This window comes from Parabacteroides sp. CH2-D42-20, assembly GCF_003670185.1.
Taxonomy (GTDB): domain Bacteria; phylum Bacteroidota; class Bacteroidia; order Bacteroidales; family Tannerellaceae; genus Parabacteroides; species Parabacteroides distasonis.
This window is the reverse complement of record NZ_RAYG01000001.1, coordinates 279,143-299,474: the sequence shown is the minus strand read 5'-3', so window position 1 is coordinate 299,474 and position 20,332 is coordinate 279,143. Positions and strand designations below refer to the sequence as shown.

At 44.7% G+C, this 20,332-nt stretch carries 10 protein-coding genes; 1 reads left to right on the top strand and 9 read right to left on the bottom strand.

What is annotated here, in order from left to right:
* Window positions 1–32: 32 nt before the first annotated feature.
* The 4 genes from D7V92_RS01115 to D7V92_RS01100 all read right to left on the bottom strand — a co-directional run bounded on the left by D7V92_RS01115 (window position 33) and on the right by D7V92_RS01100 (window position 8,514).
* The gene (locus D7V92_RS01115; protein ID WP_036618744.1) at window positions 33–1,376 is read right to left on the bottom strand and encodes a TolC family protein; all 1,344 of its coding nucleotides are present in this window, start codon (window positions 1,374–1,376) and stop codon (window positions 33–35) included.
* 10 nt (window positions 1,377–1,386) lie between these two features.
* Complete coding sequence (locus tag D7V92_RS01110; protein WP_057326127.1) at window positions 1,387–4,419, bottom strand: efflux RND transporter permease subunit; 3,033 nt, start codon at window positions 4,417–4,419, stop codon at window positions 1,387–1,389.
* Between the two features lie 11 nt (window positions 4,420–4,430).
* Window positions 4,431–5,531, bottom strand: a complete 1,101-nt coding sequence (locus D7V92_RS01105) for an efflux RND transporter periplasmic adaptor subunit (protein ID WP_199718890.1) — start codon at window positions 5,529–5,531, stop codon at window positions 4,431–4,433.
* Between the two features lie 322 nt (window positions 5,532–5,853).
* A complete protein-coding gene (locus D7V92_RS01100; protein WP_233572770.1) occupies window positions 5,854–8,514 on the bottom strand; it encodes a transglutaminase domain-containing protein in 2,661 nt (886 codons plus the stop codon).
* Window positions 8,515–8,734: 220 nt separating this feature from the next.
* Between D7V92_RS01100 and D7V92_RS01095 the strand changes: the two genes are divergently transcribed.
* Complete coding sequence (locus tag D7V92_RS01095; protein WP_009275279.1) at window positions 8,735–10,234, top strand: potassium/proton antiporter; 1,500 nt, start codon at window positions 8,735–8,737, stop codon at window positions 10,232–10,234.
* A gap of 54 nt (window positions 10,235–10,288) precedes the next feature.
* Here the strand turns inward: D7V92_RS01095 and D7V92_RS01090 are convergent, their stop codons facing one another.
* The 5 genes from D7V92_RS01090 to D7V92_RS01070 all read right to left on the bottom strand — a co-directional run bounded on the left by D7V92_RS01090 (window position 10,289) and on the right by D7V92_RS01070 (window position 20,288).
* A complete protein-coding gene (locus D7V92_RS01090) occupies window positions 10,289–12,331 on the bottom strand; it encodes a beta-L-arabinofuranosidase domain-containing protein (RefSeq protein WP_121772091.1) in 2,043 nt (680 codons plus the stop codon).
* 16 nt (window positions 12,332–12,347) lie between these two features.
* Window positions 12,348–14,204 (bottom strand): glycoside hydrolase family 127 protein, encoded by a 1,857-nt coding sequence (locus tag D7V92_RS01085; protein ID WP_121772090.1) that lies wholly within the window; start codon window positions 14,202–14,204, stop codon window positions 12,348–12,350.
* Between the two features lie 62 nt (window positions 14,205–14,266).
* Window positions 14,267–15,895, bottom strand: a complete 1,629-nt coding sequence (locus D7V92_RS01080; protein ID WP_005863235.1) for a RagB/SusD family nutrient uptake outer membrane protein — start codon at window positions 15,893–15,895, stop codon at window positions 14,267–14,269.
* Window positions 15,896–15,908: 13 nt separating this feature from the next.
* Window positions 15,909–19,118, bottom strand: coding sequence for a TonB-dependent receptor (locus D7V92_RS01075; protein WP_009016559.1), 3,210 nt, complete (start codon window positions 19,116–19,118; stop codon window positions 15,909–15,911).
* Between the two features lie 240 nt (window positions 19,119–19,358).
* On the bottom strand, window positions 19,359–20,288 hold the full coding sequence (locus D7V92_RS01070) for a FecR family protein (RefSeq protein ID WP_008772924.1): 930 nt from the start codon (window positions 20,286–20,288) through the stop codon (window positions 19,359–19,361).
* Window positions 20,289–20,332 lie beyond the last annotated feature (44 nt).

The following is a 20,332-nucleotide window of genomic DNA, read 5'->3' as shown; positions in this document are numbered from 1 at the left end:
AGTCATGCCATCAGCGTGGCACTGGCTTTATCTTAGAAACTGGCTTTCTCCGGTTCTGGGCGGATATAGGTTAATATCTGCCCGCTTAATTGAAGCAGCGAGATCTCACAGATCTTGGTGGAATATTCCGCCACGGAAAGACGCTCCTCCGCTTCCAGCAGACTGTTTTGTGCCTCACGCAATTCGATACCAGACAACTCGCCGAGTTTATAGCGGTCGATGGCGATCCGGTAGTTCTCTTGGGCGGCTACGAGGTTCTCTTTCTCTAGGCTCCATAGGTCGAGGTTGTTTTTATAGGCCATCCAGAAGTTGCTCATGTCCGCACGCAGGGCAAGTTCCAGTTCTTGGATGCGCAATTGCTGGTTCTCGATTTGGATGCGGGCGTTGCGTTGCTCACGTTTCCGGTTGAAACCATCGAAGAGGCTCATACCGATGGTCACGCCGTAATTAAGCCCCAGCCGTTGTTGGAGGTCGTAATTGCCCACTTCCGTCCAGTTTGCCGTGTAGCCGTAGCCTGCGTTTAGCTTGACATAGGGATAATAGCGGCTTTTTACCTTTTTATAATCAAGCTCAGACAACGTCTGGTTCTTTTGGGCGATCAGGAGTGAGGCGTTGGCTTCGAGGGTATTCTTCCATAGATCTACCTCGTCGAGGAACGGGTTCGGGTAGATCAAGGAGTCCTTGATCTGGATTTCCTCCTCCACATTATTTAATGCCATCAACTCGTTCAGGCGGATACGGGAGGTATGCACGACCTCCAATTGGTTTAATACCTTGGAGCTATCCGAGTTGAAGTCCACTTGAGCCTGTTGCAAGTCCAGACGGGACATGGAGCCGATATAATACCGTTCTTCCACGATCCGTAAACGCTCCTTGGAAAGATCCAAGGTGGAACGGAGGTTACGCAAACGGATTTTCTGTCGGATTAGGTTGTAGTACTCGCTGGAAAGGTTGGCTACGAAATCCTCGATGGTCATGCGGGTGTTCAGTTCCCCCATTCGCTGTAATTCTTTCAAGCGAGAGTATTCGGCTTGGATACCGAAACCGTCGAAAACCGTCCAGTTAACGTTTAGTCCGACGTTGCCCGTCTCGCTGTTTATACCATTCGCCTTCTCGATCGATCCGTCTTGCAGGCTGTTACGGTTGTTATTGATATTTCCGCTGAATCCGCCGCTCATATCTACGGTAGGCAGATAACCGGCGTTTCCCGGGGTGGCGTTATTGTCGCTGATCTGTTGCTCGTTACGAATGATACGGATGGAGTAGTTCTGCTCTAATCCGGTTTCGATACACCGTTTCAGATCGAATAGTTGCTGCGCTTCCGCCATAAAGAGGGAAGAGAAGGCAAATAATAAGGTATATACATATTTCTTCATAAATCTACAACTAGGTGTTTTGTTTTTTTCGGTTGGTGGATATAAATGAATACATGGCCGGTACGATAAACAGGGTCAAGAAGGTCGATACCAACATTCCGCCTACTACCGCTACACCCATGGCGATACGCCCTTGGGCACCCTCGCCAGTAGCGTATACCAACGGTACCAGACCGAGGATGGTCGATACGCTGGTCATCAAGATCGGGCGCAGACGCTGGGTCGCGGACGAGCGGATCGCTTCCGGCAAACTAAGTCCCGACTCTTGCCGCTGATTGGCGAACTCTACGATCAAGATACCGTTCTTCGCCACCAAACCAATCAACATAATGATACCGATCTGGCTGAATATATTCATCGTGATACCCGAATAACTCATGAACATCAGCGCACCGGCGATAGCCAAAGGCACGGTGAACATCACTACCAACGGGTCCTTGAAACTCTCGAACTGGGCGGCCAACACCAAATAAATCATCAGCAAGGCCAAGATCATGGCGAACATCAAACTGGAAGAACTCTCACGGAACTCTTTCGACTCGCCGGAAAGAGCGGTGCGGAAGCTACCATCCAGCACCTCCGAGGCGATACGGTCCATCTCGTCCAGACCATCGCCGATCGTGTATCCTTTATTCAATCCACTGGAAACCGTCGCTGATACGAAACGGTTATAGCGATACAATTGGGGCGGCGCCACGTTTTCCGTAACCTTAACCAAGTTATCCAGCTGGATCATTTCTCCATTGTTACTACGTACATAGATCGATTTTAAATCGACAGGGGTATTTCGTTGCTGGCGGTTGATCTCGCCCAATATCTGGTATTGCTTACCATTCATATAGAAGTAGCCCATACGCTGTCCGCTCAACGCATATTGCAAGGTCTGGGCGATGTTGCGGGTGCTGACGCCCAATAAGGAAGCCTTATCCCGGTCGATCTCGATACGTGCCTCCGGCTTGGTGAAGCGCAAGTTCACGTCCGCCATCTGGAAGACCGGGCTCTCGTTCACCTTTTGCATAAACGTGGGCAGGAACTCTTGCAGTTTATCCAAGGTCGGGGCCTGCAATACGTATTGGATAGGCATACCGCCCCGGCGTCCGCCGAAGGTGGATTGCTGTTGTACGAAGGCGCGGGCCAAGGTCTCTTTGCGAACCTCTTTCGACAAGGTCTCGGCGATCTCCATTTGCGAGCGTTCCCGTTCCTTGATATCGCTTAATATGAGGTTTAGCGAACCTCCTCCTTCCCACGAGCGGGTCATGATGGATTGCTTCTCGGGAGCGATGGAGTCGGCTATTTGCTCGATACGGTCCGCGTAGTCGCGGATAAACTCGAAGGTAGCCCCTTCCGGCCCGCGCATATTCACGGAGATCATGGAACGGTCCTCCAAAGGCGATAACTCGGAACGAATGTTCTTCCAGAAGTACCCGATCGATCCGAAAAGAAGGATAACGATAGGGATCGACCATATCTTATGGTTCAGGAATGCGTTCAACGACTTGGCGTAGATCGTGTTCAATCCCTCGAAGAACGGCTCGGTCTTCCGATAGAACCAGTTTTTCTTCTCTCTCCTCTTCAATAGCTTGGTAGCCAACATCGGTGTAAATGTAAGGGCCACGAACGAGGAGATAGCGACCGAACCGGCGATCACGATACTGAACTCCTTGAATAAGCGCCCCGTCATACCTTCCATAAACACGATCGGCAAGAATACGGAGATCAGGGTGATCGTGGTAGATACCACGGCGAAGAAGATCTCTTTCGATCCTTCGATACCCGCCTCTTTCGGTGACATGCCTTGCTCGATACGTACATATATATTCTCCGCCACCACGATTGCGTCGTCTACCACCAGACCGACCGAGAGCACGACCGCCAACATCGTCAATACGTTGACGGAGAATCCGGAGATATACATCACGAAGAAAGCTCCTACCAACGATACGGGGATAACGACGACAGGAACCAGCGTGACCCGCCAGTCACGGAGGAACAAGAAGATAATCAATACGACCAAGAGGAAAGCCTCGTAAATCGTCTGTTGTACTTCACTGATAGAGGCCCGGATAAAGCGAGTGTTGTCATACATCATCTCGATCGTGACATCTTCCGGCAGGTCTTTTTGTAATTGCTCGATACGCTTGTAGGCTTCGTCGGCGATCTCGATATGGTTGGCTCCCGGTTGGGGGATGATAACGGTCATAACCATTGGCTCGCCGTTCTTCTTCAGTAAGCTCCGCAAGTCCTCGGGAGCTACCTCCGCACGTCCGATATCGCTGAAGCGCACGATGTTGTTGTTGTCTTCCTTGATAATTAAATCGTTGAATTCCTTGGCGGTATGCATCAATCCTAAGGTACGTATGGATAAGGAGATCGTATTTCCCTCGATACTACCGGAAGGAAGCTCCACGTTCTCGTTATCGACGGCGTTTTTCACGTCCATCGGGGTCACTCCGTAACCCGCCATCTTGATTGGGTCCAGCCATAGACGCATGGAATACCGTTTTTGTCCCCAGATATCCACGCCACTCACGTTCTCGATGGTCTGCAAGCGCTCTTTCACCGTTAGCTCGGCGATCTCGCTCAACTCCATCAACGAGCGTTTGTTGCTTCGGATGGCGATCTGCATGATCGGGGAGGCATCGGCATCCGCTTTCGATACCGTAGGCGGGTCGCAGTCGCGGGGAAGGTAGCGTTGGGCACGAGATACCTTATCACGTACATCGTTCGCCGCCGTCTCCATATCCACGGACAACTCAAACTCTACCGTGATGCGGCTGCTGCCTTGGCTACTCACGCTACTCAATGAACGGATACCCGGGATACCGTTGATATTCTGCTCCAACGGCTCGGTGATCTGGTTCATGATCACGTCTGCGTTCGCTCCGGGATAAGATACATTGACCGAGATAATCGGCTGGTCTACGCTCGGGAACTCCCGGACGCCAAGGAACCGGTAACCGATAAAGCCGAACAGGAGGATGACCAGCATCATCACTGTCGAGAGTACGGGCCGGTTTATACTGGTTTCTGAAATATTTGCCATCGTTCTTCTCCTTATTCAGTCAAGTTATCAATAGAAACTTTCATGCCGGTACGTAACTGCATCACGCCGGACGTGATCAGCGTATCGCCCACATTCAACCCTTGCAATACCTGTACACGGCTCTCGGTTCGAATACCGATCGTGATCTCTTGAGGCTCGGCCACGCCGTTCTTATATAAGTAAACGATGTCTTTTCCCATCTCGGGGATAACGGCCTCGCTGGGGATGGCTAAAGCGTCCTTGATCTCCCGCTTGCTGATCTCGACGGAGGTATAACGGCCGGGTAAGATATTCTCGCCCGGATTCGGGTAAGTGGCACGTACTTTCAAGGTACGGGTTGCCATATCTACCTTGCTTTCCACGGCGTAAACGGTCGCCTTATAGTTCTGCATCATACCGTCTTTCTCCATGCGGAACAGGATCGGGGTTCCGTCTTGTACCTCGGCCGCGTAGCTCTCGGGGATGGAGAACTCGATTTTCAAAGGGGATATCTTGGTCAACTTGGCGATTACGGAAGAGGAGGAGGTAACGTACGCGCCCTCACTCACGGAGCGAAGTCCGATGATTCCATCGAAAGGAGCCCGAAGCTCTGTCTGGGCGATATTCGCTTTGACTAGCTCGATATCCGCCATTAGCTTCTCGTATTCGGTGGCTACTTGCTCGTAGGCCTCTTGGCTGACGGCGTCTTTCTCCAGCAAGGTACGTTGGCGATAGACACGATCCTTGGCTAAAGGAACTTGAGCCTCCAGCTTCTTTAGCTGGGCTTGCAGCGGCTTGTCATTGATTTTGGCCAACAGATCGCCCGCCTTTACGTGGGTACCTTCCGTGAAATAGATGGCTACCACCTTACCGGAGGACTCGAAAGCCAAATCCACCTCTTCGTCCGGAAGGGTACTCCCGGTACTCATGATCTTATCGGTTAATGATTGGTATTTTAATACCTCGGCGTTGATGTTAAGTGTCTGGTTTCGCAGGCTCGTGCCCGGTGTGGGTACGACGGAAGCGGCATCTTGGGATGCCTTGAACTTGTTTTTCAATTGAGGGTAAGCGATCATTCCCGCTATCATTAATAAGATAGCCGCCGTAACTCCCCATTTCGCTCTCTTTGTCATCATGTTCTCGTATGGTATTTACTGATAATTTACACTCGTTACTCCAAAATATATAACTAAACGCAAGTTTAGACTGCCCTTTCGTAAAAAGGTTTAATCAAAGATGTTATTTTTTTGAGAGATGAATCCTTGATTGGGAAGAACGGGAAAAATAAGGGAATTAAAACGAATCTAGGGAGGAAGTCTGATCGGTTTGTGGTAGAAGAAATGAGTGTCTCCTGTCGTATAGATCTTTTCACATAGGTGAAAAGAACGTTTCACAGCCGTGATCCGATCGTTTCACATGGGTGAAAAGATCAGATCACACTTGTGAAACGATCTGTTATAGCTTATGTATAACTTTCATTAACTGCTCGCCCAAGCCAATCGTATAGCCTTGAGAGACAAATACGACACGGTTGAACGTATCGGCGATCAAGAAGATCGGCAAGGTATTGGCGTTTTGCAATTTCATCGCTGTAGCCATCTCCTTTTGGATCGCCCCGTCGATATCCAGACCGTATGTGATCGTGCCCGGTAAATCGCCGAACTCTTTCGGATCGAAGTTCTTATAGCCCTTCTCGTCAGGGAAGAGAAGCACGATGCCTCGTCCCCAATCTTCTAGTTCCTTCTTCACGGCGGCGATATCACGCATCGCATGGTTTGTCGGTTCTTGGCGGGAGCCTAGAAGCGCTACGATATAGTAGCCACGTCCGGTAGTAGCTAGCAAGCTAGTTTCCTCGCCGTTGTCCGCACGTTTGAATTTATTCTCGGAGTTGAAATTACCGATCACCTGTATCTCGTCCTTGCTTTCGCGCATCTCCAATTGGATCGGGGTGGTCTTGTCTGCCTCCACATTGAAAAACTCGATCTCGGCCAATACGCTACCGTTTGCCATACGAGTACCGGTCACTAACATATAATTACCTTCATCCATGGATAACGGTTTCTTCAGTAATCCGCTCCAAGTATCTCCCAAGCCCATATCCACATTACCGCCTCTCTCGAAATTCAAGGTCTGTAAAGTACCGTTCGGCAAAACCTTGGCGATCGTGAAGTGACTGTAATATTTCGGGTCTTGCAGCGCCTTGATCGGTTGGTAAGAAGCGATTACCTTGCCTTGTTTAGCGGTCGTCTGTACGGCAGCCTCGAAATCGACGTCTACCCAAGCGTTGTCCTTGAAGTACTGGATCTTGCGGGCTACCGGCTCGATACGTGCCGGAATACCTAAGCTACGAGCCACGGCCACGAAGAAGATATTACGGGAGCCCTTATCAGCGATACGAGATTTCCATACACCCATCGGCATGATCGGAATACGTTGTGCGTTTAGCGCGTCGTTAATGGAGACGTTATTCTTCACCCAATCCACCAATGCCTGTGGATTCTCTACGGCTTGTTTCGCAAGGGAAGGCTCAATATTCGCGGCGAAGAAACTCTTATAAGGAGTCAGGAACTCATTGGCCACACGAGGATTCATGATATATTCATTGAACCATTCGCTTTGAACGGCCGGCGTATTATTCAAATGATCCGCGAAGACAGATGCGGGTGTATCACGTAGATCCTTAGCGGACACGACATCCAATAATGCCATCGCTTGCGCACGCTTCTCGGCGGGAGTCTCCCGTAAGAACTTCTCGATCTCCATCCAGTTACCACGGCTACCGATTATGAAATCCTCCGTCTTCATCGGGTCGATACCCAATTCTTTCGCTAAAGCCTCCGCTTTCTCTTCCGTATAGAAAGTGGCTACATATTTATTACGGATAGCGTCTTCCTCCAATAAGCGTTTGGCGTTCGCTTCCTTTTGCTCCGGTGTAACTTCCGCTGGGATAGAGCCGTCCACCGGTGGTATGATATCTAGGGCGATCGTCTCCACATCTCCCGGTTTTTTGTTCAAGGCGATCGTAACCTCTCCGTCTTTGCCGAAAGAGACCTTGCTGTAGCCGAACTTGCCGTCCTTACTGGCCCATACCAACATATCCCCTTTTCCGGCGGATAATGAGCATTTGCCATCCGCATCCGTCTTCTTGCGGGCTACACTGTTAAACTCGGCATAATTATAAATCTTGAATTCTACCAAAGCGTCCTTCACCGGCTTGCCATTGGCATCCGTAACCGTGATAACAGCTTTAGCCGAAGGCGCGTAATTATCGATCACGTTGATCTCGGTATACCCATCGGTACGTTCCATGACATCCTCCGGGCCATTGTATTTACCGAATACTTTCGTATGCATCAACATACCCCGGTAAGCAGGGCCGTTGAACCAACCCAGATTCAATACCGGTTCGGGCTCGCAAGCGCCGAGGAAATACCATTTACCATTCACCCAAGCTTCTACCCATGCGTGGTTATCATCCGTATGCGCCCAGCGAGGCGTATATACCTGACGTGCGGGGATACCCACGGAACGTAAAGCGGCTACCGTGAAGGTAGACTCCTCGCCGCAACGACCGTAAGCGGTCTTTACGGATGCCAAAGGGGAACTTGTGCGCCCATCGGAAGGGGTATAGATAACCTTCTCATGACACCAGTGATTTACTTCCAGTACGGCATCGTACAACGAGAGACCCTTCACCCGGTCTTTCAACTCATCAAAGAAAACCATGCGGCTTTCATCCAGATTCTCATTGTTGATTCGTACCGGCAATACGAAATGGCGGAAGATATCCTCTGGAATGCTATCGCCCCAAGGCATCTCATTCCGTGCTTGGAAAGAGGAACGGATGTTTTTCAAATAGAAATCGCCACTATAGTCCGTGATGTCTCCAATCGGCATATAGGCGTACATGAAGGTTAACGCCTCCCTCTCTTCGGGAGTCATTTGATCGTTAAATACTGCGAAAAGGTTTCCGTTAGGCAGAGCGGCCTGTTTCGCTTGGAAATCGTTCTCAACCTCAGCTCGGTAAGCGGCGTCGGTAATAAAATGTTGTTGGTTGTTACAGCTCGTCCATACGAGTAATGTGAACAACAGCGCAAATAGATGTTTTTTGTTCATAAAGCGGATATGTATGTTTGCCAAAAGTAATGATTCTATGCGAGATAGAAAAATTCTCGAACAATTTGTAAGAAAGATTTGTTTTTCTATAGAAAGAATAAATCTGGTCTTCCTGTAAATTTGGGACCGGATTTCTTCTTTTTGTGTGATTATAATTGCAAAAAGTTTACGAACTTTGTGACAAAGTATCAAATCACTAATCATAAAACCCGTTTTGCGTATGTTTCAAAATCCTGAGCAAGTGCTATTAATAGCCTCGGTGATCCTGTTTTTTAGTATATTCGCTGGTAAGGCCGGTTATCGTTTCGGCTTACCCGCTTTGTTGTTGTTCCTTGGTGTGGGAATGTTGTTTGGCAGCGATGGTCTGGGCATCCAGTTCAGCGATCCGAATGTAGCCCAGTTTATCGGTATGTTGGCGTTGAGTATCATCTTGTTCTCGGGTGGTATGGATACGAAAGTTGCGGAGGTCAAACCTATCGCCTCTCAAGGTGTGGTATTGGCTACGCTCGGGGTGCTGGCCACGACTTTTATCACGGGCGGGTTTATCTATTGGTTATTTGGTTTATTTGGCAAATATGTTACGTTGACTTTCCCGGAATCTTTATTGCTGGCGGCGGTCATGTCCTCTACGGACTCAGCCTCGGTTTTCTCCATCTTGCGCAGTAAAGGGGTTTATTTGAAAGAGCGTCTGCGTCCTACCTTGGAACTGGAGAGTGGTAGTAATGACCCGATGGCTTATATGCTTACCTTGCTTCTGATCGCTTACATACAAAGCGGAGGTATGAATATTTGGGAGGCCGGGCTATCCTTGGTCATTCAATTATCGGTGGGAGCTATCGCCGGTTTCTTATTGGGGAGACTGGCTGTGTTGATTATCAATAAGATCGATATAGATAACGAGTCTTTGTATCCGATCCTTTTATTGGCTACGGCTTTCTTCACCTTCGCCGCTACGACCTTATGTAAGGGTAATGGCTATTTAGCGGTTTATATCGCTGGTTTGGTGGTTGGTAACGCTAAGATTGTTCACAAGAAAAGTATGGGGACGTTCTTTGACGGTTTCGCTTGGTTGTGGCAGATCGTGATGTTCCTTACGTTAGGCTTGCTAGTGAACCCGCATGAGTTATTACCGGTGACGGGTGTAGGTGTTATGGTGGGAGTCTTTATGATCTTGATCGCCCGTCCGATTAGCGTGTTCCTTTGCTTGATACCTTATAAGAATTTCTCCTTCAAAGGTAAACTGTATATCTCATGGGTGGGATTACGCGGGGCGGTTCCTATTATTTTCGCTACTTACCCGATGATCGCCGGGATCGAGCATGCCGGTATGTTCTTTAATATCGTATTCTTTATCACGATTCTTTCTTTGCTGATTCAAGGAACCACGGTTACTCAAGCCGCAAAATGGCTGGATATGGTGGATGAGCCGGAACGAAAGGATGAGTTTGGCATCGAGCTTCCCGAGGAGATCAAGAGCGCTATGAGCGAGATCGATATTACCCCGGCGGTATTATCCCATGGAAATAAATTGATGCAGCTGACTTTACCCGATCATACCTTGGCGGTAATGGTGAAACGGGAAGGCCGCTATTTCATCCCGAAAGGAAATACGGAATTAAAGGAGAACGACAAGTTGTTAATGATCTCCGATAATGACGAGGCGCTTTTGCAGGCGTATGATTCCTTGGGGGTGAAGGATTATACGATGAAGAAGAATTGAAATAATGTGCCAATGCGAATACTCTTTGTGTAGAATAAGCATTGGCACATTATTTTATCGTACCGGGAACTCGGTTATACGTAAAGTGGTACAGCCATAAGGAATTAACTCGATCGTCTCTTCATCACCCATCGGTTCGTTGGCTTGCATGAAGAAATTTACGGGGCCGGCGGAACCTTTGAACATTTTCCATGAAGGTAAGATCCGTCCCTTTGTTTTGATCGTGATAGGGGCATTCTCTAGGTTCCATGGGTAAGGGGCTATGTTCTCTGCCTTTCTAACGACGAAATTTTTCTCTAGTTCTTCTTCTTTCAGATATTTGCGAATCAGGGAATAATTCCATGCTGAAGTAGAGGTGACCTCATAATACCATTCTCCTTTATGTGAAGACTCCGGGCGTTGATCAACCTTGCGTTCCCATTTCTCATCCATCTTTAGGGAATACAATAATGGGCCTCGTTCGATGACAACCGCATCGTCATACCAATTGCTTGTGGATATACGCATGGGTAGCTCTAGCTGGATATGATCGCCATCTTTCCATTCCCGGTTGATTCGTACGATTTCGCCAGAGTGAGCTGCGATAGAGACAGCCTCGCCATTTATCGTAATCACGGGATTATTACACCAAGCAGGAATACGCAAGTGAAAAGGGAAAAAGGCTTTCTTGTCTTTCTTGCTAGGGAACGATAAATTGAAATCGATCTTTTCTTCAAAGGGATAATCGGTCTTCTCTGCGATTTTAACCGTGATGTCGTTTCCCACTTGGGCAGTCACTTCCGATGGTGCGTAGATAAGTGAAGCGATGCCATTATCGGCGGTGGCAAACCATAGATGTCGTGTGAATTTAGGCCAGCCTTGATGTAGATTGGAGGTACAACAAAGATAACCGCTCAATTCTCCGAAAACAATGTCTGTGTCCTCGTGTGGTGAGACAAAGTTACGTCCTTCGCAAGTGATCGCTATTTGATTGACTTGCTGATAATATTGTCGTGCGGAAAAGTCATCCTTGATCTGCGTTGGCAGTACATTGTATGCGACTTTCTCTAAATGATCAGCCCACTGGACATCTCCGGTTATCTCTAACATTTTCTCGAGAGAGAACATCATCTCGACAGCGGTACAGAGTTCTGATCCTTGTGTCGGGTTACCGAAACGTAAAAGTTCATCTCCCGCCCATAATCCTGTAGGAAAACCAATCGTATGGCGCATTTTCCGTACAGCTTCCTTAACCGCTTCCAGATTTTGAGGATTATGGCTCTGTTGGTAATAAATGACAGGTTCCTTGAATCCTTGGGCGAGATTTACACAATGCAGGCTGTTTTGCCGGGCTAAATGATCTTGGTTCAAGAACACGTCGGTCCAATTGAAGGTTTGCTTATGGATTAACTCTCCTAACTCCAGAAGGAAAGGATCACCCGTGATATTATAAAGCCAATATACGACCATCAGATTATCCCCTCCTCGTTGTTCAGCCCAGAAAGTCCATTTTCCCAGAGGACTTTTAGGTAGTTCAGAAAGCTGGTATTTGAAATAATTAGTGAGGAACGAGATAACTCTTTGATCATTGGTAGCGGAATAATATTGTTGCAGAACTTTGAGCATAACCATTTTGGGCCACCAATCTTGTGCGTTATCCCGTTGTAAGCCGGGTTCATAGTCTCTGTCTGTATCTGGCCCGAAATATCCGTTAGGCTTTTGAGAGGCCAATGTCCATTCAACCCAAGGCTTTACTTTTTGGATCAGGGCCTCATCATTCATGATGTAAGCCAAAGGTAGTAAGCCATCTATCCAGTATGGGCCTCGTTCCCATACGTCTCCATCTCCGCCTAACCAACCGTTACGCGGTCCCATTACTTTCGTATAGATAGAATCCAGATGGCCGGTCATTCCCGTACACATTCGTTCCATTTGGATTTTTAGCCAACCCGCAGGTTTAACATCCCCAATAGGCAACTCTATATAAGGCTTAGAGGCTAATGGATAACGATTGTTCGGGTAATTAATGTTGATAGAACCTTCATTTCCCGGCAAAGTGGCAGAAAAGGAGGTAATTGAGATTAGGCTTGATAATGTTATCGTTAATAAATACTTCATTTTGATGCTTTTTTAGTTATTCGTTATAGGGGATCCATACCCTCATTTTTCCTGCTTTACGGTTATCCCACGCATAATAGGGAATGAAGGTAGCAGATTGTGCCCTACCGTTTGTTTTAATTGTTTTTATCCCATTCAATATATCGGAAACGAAGGCTGTCTGGAATGTTGTACTTGGGCTCAACTGGATTTGATCGAAATATTCCGGGTTGTCTATTTCTTCCATGCAGTATACAAGTGGCCCTCGTTGAATCGCCCGTTTGCCGAAATTTTCCTTGACATGCGGATCTGCCGCAACAATTTCCACGGGCATATCCATATCTAGAGCGATTACATCTTGCGATTTCCAATCCTTGATTACCGCATAGCCTTTTTCCTCAGACACGTTTATTCTCTTACCATTGATACTTAAATCATAGGTTTTGCACCAATTCGGAATGCGGAGGCGTATCTCTTTCTCCAAAGGCTGAGACGTAGAAATTGTTAGTTTTACCGATCCATCCCACGGATAGTCCGTTTCTTGTGTTAATAGGATATCAGTCTCTCCTATCCGTATTTGCCCCGTATTTCCGATATATAGATTTACCCATAACGCATCATCGGAGGAGGCGTAGATATAATTTCCGATAGAAGGCAAGAAGCGTGAAAGCTGACTTGGGCAACAAGCGCAACCATACCATTCTTGTCTATGGTGATCACCCTTAGATTCCAGCGGATTGACATAGAAGAAACGGTCTCCACCCAAGGAGATACCGGCAAGCGCACCGTTATATAAAGAACGTTCCAGTACGTCGATGTATTTAGAGTCTCCGGTAAGTTGGTTCATACGTTGGTTCCAAAGCACCATTCCGACAGAAGCGCAAGTCTCGCAATAAGCATCTAGGTTCGGTAAATCGTAATCCTCCGTAAACCCTTCGTTATCCCGGGATGAACCGATTCCCCCGGTGATATACATATTGCGGTGTACCACATCATCCCATAGACGATCTATGGCGGCTATATATCCCGTATCATTCTTCAAGGCAGCCACATCAGCCATACCGCAATACAAATACATACATCGTACCGCATGCCCGGAGATATCGGTAAGTCGCCGGACGGGAACGATATCTTGATAGTAAACCGGGTCCCATTTACCTTCATCACCCATAGTGCCGTGACCGTGTCCACGTTCCTCCAGCAGCCAATAAGCGAAATCCAGATATTTCTGCTCTTGGGTGGTTTGATAAAGCTTGACAAGCGCCAGTTCTATTTCCTCATGTCCCGGTACCCAATGTCTTTTTCCCGGACCGAATTGGCTCATCATATGATCTGTCATGCGGATACATACGTCTAATAACTTGCGCTTTCCAGTAGCTTGATAATACGCCACTCCAGCCTCAATCATATGTCCGGCACAGTACATCTCATGTTTGTCCATATTGGTCCACCGTTTATCCAATCCGGTGAGTGTATAGAAGGTATTGATGTAGCCATCTGGTTGTTGGGCGGCAGCGAATTTATCAATCCATTCGTCCGCCTTCTTCTCCAGCTCGGGATCCGGATTGTTGATCAGGCTATAAGCCATACCTTCTAACGCTTTATATACATCGGAATCATCAAAGAAAATGCCGGAATGCTCTCCTTCCCCTTTCGCTGCATTCTCGAAATTACGGATACGCCCGGTTTGATTCTCTATTTGATCGATACAGACAGGCAAGGTCGCCGAGACATGTTTACTGAGTCTGGGTGACCAAAAGTTATCATTGATTTTCACATGAGAGAAATCGATCTGCTCGATCATTTTCAAAGGCTGTTCCTTTATATCTTCTTTAGAGGTCTGGCACCCTTGCAAAAGAAAGGCAGACGCAGCGAGTAAAAGGTATTGCTTCATATAGCTTTAGAAATTGAGATTAAAGGAGGGTATGTCAATATAGAGACATACCCTCTATGTTATTATTGATAATTCGGATTTTGTTCCAGATTCGGATTGGTATCTACTACTTTTTGAGGTAAGGGAAATACCGTTTTATAATCTCCATTCGGCTCATGAGATAACCATTTAGCTTTTGTGAAATGACCGAAACGTATCATATCTCTCCGGCGATAAGATTCTCCAGCGAATTCCCAACCTAGTTCATCATAGAAACGTCCGAATTTTTCCGGATAAACTTGATTTTGCGAAGTTAATACATAGTTTTCTACCGTACCGTATTTATAACAGGATTTTTCTTGTAATTGCGCTCCTGAGACAATTGCTTTTTCAGGATGTTCTTTAAAAGCTCTTTTTCTGACCATACTTACAATAGACGCTGCTTGATCTGCTTTCCCAGTACGTAAAAGGCATTCTGCTTTCATCATATGGACTTGCGTAAGTCTGAATAAGACCAAATCATTATTTAGTTCACTTCTGGCTCCCATCTCAACCTCATATTTTAACCAGCGATATCCTTCTGCCTCACCAGTGAAAATTCCGTTGGGCATTTTGTTGACGAAGATAAGCGGTTGTCCCATTAAGTCATAAGAGCCTGTGAGAGGTGTCCGGTCAGATGCGTATTGGGGACCTCCTAGCCAAGTCGCATTTAAACGTTCGTCATCTGGATCATAGGTGTCGATGAATTGAGGTATTCCTTTATAGGCCCCAGCTCCCCAAGGGCTTCCAACTAGATCATACGTTTTTTGGTTTGCTCCGTGTAAGGCGGCTAAATGATAGTTAAATCCAGTGGCAAATATTTCATCATAAGGAATGACTAATATATTTTCTAATGAGTTTTCATTGTGTGCCTTAAATGGATCGCTATAATTAATGTCTAAACTATATTTTCCGGAATTAATAATATCATCACACTCTTGAATACAAGCATTCCATTGGGGATCACCTGTATATACTTCTGCGTTCAAATATACGTTAGCGAGGAGGGCTTTAGCTCCCCATAATGTGAATCTTCCATAATTAGATTCATTTTTCTCTGTTGGGAGATCGCTGAAAGACTCTTTTAGTTCTTTGACTATAAAATCATAAAGATCCTTCCGGGATGTTTTTACAGGTAATTCTGAGGTGGGTTCCGTTACTAAAGGAGCATCTCCGAAATTATCCATGATGTACCAGTAATAGAAAGCACGTAATGCTCGAGATTCAGCGATCATGGCAGCCTTGTTTTCATTTGCGGCAAAAGGAAAATCATCTTGGTTGATAATGCTGATAGCCCGGTTTGCCAAGATAATTCCGGAATAGCAAACTTCCCATAAACGATTCACTTGTAATTGTTCGGAGTTCCATGAATGTTGATGCATTCTACGAAATACACCTCCATCATCCCAACCGGAACCATTAGCGGGGAACACTGCGGCATCGGTACATATTTCTTGACTCAGCATTGGAGCTTGTCCGGAACCGCAATATCCCCAATCTTGAAGATTGGTATAAGCGGCACCAACCACTTTAGTTGCGTCTCCAGCTTCATATTTATAACTATCTTCAGTAATGTCAGAGAAGATTTCTTCGGTTAGGTCTGTGCAGGAAATAAAATTCAATGAACAGCAACCTAATAATAAGATATTTATATGTTTTTTAATTGTATTCATGAGTTTATTTATTTTAAAAAGTAAACATTGCGCCTAAAGTAAAGGAACGTGTAGAAGGGTAACGGCCTAATTCATCACATCCGGGATTAAGTCCTTGCGTATTAACCTCAGGGTCTAATCCACTGTATCCTGTAAATGTGAATAGGTTATTACCGGTTGCGTATATACGTATCCTTTTTAAATAATCATTCTTAAGTTTTAAGGTATAACCAATGGTGATATTATCAATTTTCCAAAAGTTTCCTCTTTCGATGAAATAGCTAACATATTGAAGTTCCTGTTGGTCGTTTAGTACAGTCTTTCCGTACTTCGGTTCATAAGCTGTGGCAAGCAAATTTCCCCGGGTCAAGTTTACAGGACATTCATAAAACATGCGGGGGTAGTTGAGGATGTCATAGTCGAATGCACCTCGCATAGTTATACCTAAGTCGAAATTTTTGAAGGTAAAACTGTTATCCCAGCTTAATAGGTGTTTGGGCAGGCCATTTCCAATAATTTTTTTATCTTCTGCTTGTTGCTCTGAGATCGGTTTTGGATTACCGTTTTTATCTTCAATAATCCAACGTCCTTCGCTATCTATATCAATAGTTTTAAAACCGTAGAAATTACCAACCTCACCCCCTTCAAATATTCGATGGGTATATTGTTGGATAGGTTCGCCAGTCCAGCCATCTTCTATATAACCGGATTTTAATTGGAATTCCTCGTTGGATAAGGCAACCAACTTATTTTTGTTAGTCGAATAATTAAAGCTAGTTGTCCATGAGAATTCTTTTGTTTGTACTGGGATTGCACTGAGGTGTATCTCTAGTCCTTTATTTTGCATAGTTCCTGCGTTTGCGAGGATTTCCTGATATAAATAAGGAGGAGTGGCTACTTGATAGTTCCATAGCATATCTTTTGTCGTGCGTTTATAAAGGTCTATAGATCCACTGATACGGTTATCAAGGACACCGAAGTCTACTCCTAAGTTCCACTCTTCTTTTTTTTCCCAACGCAGGTTTGGATTTGCGTTACTTGAAGGTTTTAATGAAGGGAGCCAGCCAGAACCAGTATAGAGATTCTTATCGCTGGTCAAGCGGCTTAATGACATATATGGATCTTCAGGAATGGAACCCGTTACACCAAAACCTAAACGAGCTTTCAAGCTACTGATAAAACGTAAGGAGCTCATGAATTCCTCATTATGTATATTCCAACCTACGGATACGGCCGGAAAATTTCCCCATTTATAATTAGCTCCGAATTGTGTAGCTCCTTCATGACGGATACTGACAGATGCTAAATAACGATCATTGAAACTATAGTTGATACGAGCAAATACACCGATTAACTTAGACTTGTTTTTTTCAGACTTTTCCTCAACTTCTCCTCTTTTTAAGGCAGCTCCAGCCCCCATATTATTATAGCTATATTGATCGGATGGAAAATCCCAGTTTTGCATCCAATAATTTTCATAAGTATTGTCTTGATAAGAATAACCCGCTAAACCAGTAAGATTATGAGCACCAAAATTATTTTTGTATTGGGCTGTGATCTCTAACAGATTATCGATAGAAGCAGTTGTTCCGCGAGAAGCAAACCCGTTTTTGCCATTGCGGACAGTTGATATGTGTTTTTTAGTTTCAGCATATCCGCGGGTTTGATTATAAGAGGTTCTCGACACTAATGCTTTTACGAAAAATTCATCCATGGGAGTCAATGTAACGGTTCCGAATGTACGTAATTGGGTACTTTTATTCTCGCCATTACTTTCATATAGCGCAGCTACCGGATTCATATATCCGTTCATTGTCGGATGTTCAATCCAGTTTCCGTTATCGTCTTTCGGACGTTCAGTTGGAATATTGATTAACGCATTTCGGTAAATTTCCCCATTGAAGCTTTTGCCATCTCCTAAGGCTGTATATCTTTGTTCTTTACCCATGATGTTTAAATTAAACTTTAATAAATTATCCCACATAGAATGGTTGATTTCCAATCGTGTGGTTAATACTCTATTGTCTGAGCGTTTGATAATGCCTTGGCCAGACTTATAGTTTATGTTTGCGATATAATTAGAGTTGCGATTACCTCCGCGTAGACTGGCATTAGTTACGTAAGAAATAGGAGTCCTTAATATCTGGTCTAGCCAATCTGTGTCGTAACCATAATCAATAGCGCCGGGTTTCCCTTGTTTTACTAATTGACGGTATTGATTGGCATCCATCATATCTAATCTTTTTTTGATTTGCTGGGTAGTGACATAAGCTTGAATATCAATAGTTACAGGTATCTCTCCTTTCACTTTTTTTGTGGTGATGAAAATAACACCATTATTTCCTCTGGTTCCATAAATAGCGGCGGCTGAGCCGTCTTTTATAACATCTATGCTTTCGATATCTTCTGGTGCAACAGTGCTCATATCACCCGGAACTCCATCGACAATAACTAATGGCACCCGGTCTCCTTTTAGTGAGCCGATACCACGCAATACAATTTGGGATGAAGACGTCGGATCACCATTTGGCATGACAATGCCAAGTCCCGCAACCTTTCCTTGAAGCAACTGGGCTGCGTCTTGCACTGAACCTTGAATGAATGTTTCACTTTTTATGCTGGAAATAGATGAAGTTAATTCCCCTTTTTTCTGTGTACCGTAGCCAACCACTACCACCTCGTCTAATTGTTGCGTATCTTCTACTAAACGGATATTGATTTGTTGTTTCCCATTTACAGGAACATCTTGTGTCAAATATCCGATATAGGAAATCTGTAAGATGGCAGAAACAGGAACATCTAACGTATAATTACCATCTATATCTGTAATAGTTCCGTTAGTTGTTCCTTTTATAACGACGTTAGCACCGATAATAGGTTCTCCAGATTTATCTGTAATTGTTCCTGAGACCTTATTGTTATCCTGTTGTTGTTCTGCTTTTTCATCTTTCTTCATCAACATGATATTACTGCCTTCAATCGCATATCCAATATTCGTGTTTCTGAAAATTTGTGACAAAACATCCATTACCGTTTGGTCTTGAGCGTGTACGGATGCTTTACGGTTTAAGTCGATTTCATTTGTATTATAAATGAATAAATAATCAGTTTGCTGTTCTATCTGTTCTAAAATTGAATGCGTAGATTCATTATTAGCATTGATATTGATGCGCATCGTTTGTGAATGTACGGATGCGAGTAAGCTGAAACTGAATACAAATAATGCAATGAATGTTAATCTCATTATTCGAAATGTTTTGTCTTCTGTGTTAAAAGGGGACATAAAATGCCCGTTACAAATTTTTTTCATACATTTGTAATGTCTTATTTGTTAGTACTAAATGAATTTATTTTCGCAAGTCTGGTACTGACTTACGGAAGGGGGATGTTGCAGCATCTCCCTTTTTGTGTAATTTGTGCTGTTAATTGTTTGTTATGTTTTCATTCTCTATATTCTGTATTTAAAAGGTTAACGACTAAATATTTATTTTATCACGATTAGATTCGTCTCTTCATTTTTTGTATAAGTGAATTTATGTTTTAATTGTAATACTTTCAATACATGGTCAATTCCGTCTTTGATACGGAATTTGCCGGAATAACGGTATTGAAGTAAGGATGGTCGTTGAACATCAATTTTAATATCATAATAAAGCTGTAACTTTTCTATTAAACTTTGGATCGACTCGTCTTCGAAACAGAATAATCCCTCTTTCCATTTAAAGTAGTTGTAGTCAGGAATATGGGATGTATTTAATCCTTCCTGACTTGCGATCGCCATCTCGTTCGGCTTTAGGCGTAATCTTTTCGGCATAGTTAAGGAAGATATTTCTACGCTGCCATTTAATAATGCTGTCTCAAATAAAGGACTGTTGTGATATGCCTTAACATTAAATTCGGTACCCAATACATGAATTGCGTATTTTTCGGTTTGTACGGTAAAAGGACGTTTTTTGTCATGATGTACAGAAAAATACCCTTCTCCGTTAAGTTCTACGTTCCGTTTATTTGTACCGAATTTATTAGGAAATTTCAATGTCGAGCGAGAGTTGAGCCAAACATGTGTCCCGTCCGCTAAAGTTAACTCAGCTCGCTGACCTGTGGGTACATGGATGGTTTGTATTTGTATATCCTCTACTTTTTGTTCTACGAATTGTTTAGTAACAAAAATTCCAATTAAAAAGATCGCTGCTATTTTTAGTGTTTCGATTGCGATACGTCGAATTGTTGGAATGAATTTTTTATGAAGTGTTTTTTGCTCTGTATCCGTATGCCAAAGTGAAATATCATATAATTTACGTAAAGCCAGAAATTCACGCATGTTATCAGGACTTTCGTCCAGCCATGACACTACTTTCAGTCTCTCTTCTTCGGAAACTTTACCTCTTATGTACCGTTGTAGTAATTGCTCCATGAATGTCTGTTAATTTATTTTCTATTATAAAAACAACGCTGTGC

What these genes read in the sequence shown, in the direction of transcription:
- D7V92_RS01070 (WP_008772924.1), bottom strand. Translation starts at nt 20,288, where the DNA reads ATGGAGCAATTACTACAACGGTACATAAGAGGTAAAGTTTCCGAAGAA.
- D7V92_RS01090 (WP_121772091.1), bottom strand. Translation starts at nt 12,331, where the DNA reads ATGAAGTATTTATTAACGATAACATTATCAAGCCTAATCTCAATTACC.
- D7V92_RS01110 (WP_057326127.1), bottom strand. Translation starts at nt 4,419, where the DNA reads ATGGCAAATATTTCAGAAACCAGTATAAACCGGCCCGTACTCTCGACA.
- D7V92_RS01100 (WP_233572770.1), bottom strand. Translation starts at nt 8,514, where the DNA reads ATGAACAAAAAACATCTATTTGCGCTGTTGTTCACATTACTCGTATGG.
- D7V92_RS01095 (WP_009275279.1), top strand. Translation starts at nt 8,735, where the DNA reads ATGTTTCAAAATCCTGAGCAAGTGCTATTAATAGCCTCGGTGATCCTG.
- D7V92_RS01105 (WP_199718890.1), bottom strand. Translation starts at nt 5,531, where the DNA reads ATGACAAAGAGAGCGAAATGGGGAGTTACGGCGGCTATCTTATTAATG.
- D7V92_RS01085 (WP_121772090.1), bottom strand. Translation starts at nt 14,204, where the DNA reads ATGAAGCAATACCTTTTACTCGCTGCGTCTGCCTTTCTTTTGCAAGGG.
- D7V92_RS01080 (WP_005863235.1), bottom strand. Translation starts at nt 15,895, where the DNA reads ATGAATACAATTAAAAAACATATAAATATCTTATTATTAGGTTGCTGT.
- D7V92_RS01115 (WP_036618744.1), bottom strand. Translation starts at nt 1,376, where the DNA reads ATGAAGAAATATGTATATACCTTATTATTTGCCTTCTCTTCCCTCTTT.
- D7V92_RS01075 (WP_009016559.1), bottom strand. Translation starts at nt 19,118, where the DNA reads ATGAGATTAACATTCATTGCATTATTTGTATTCAGTTTCAGCTTACTC.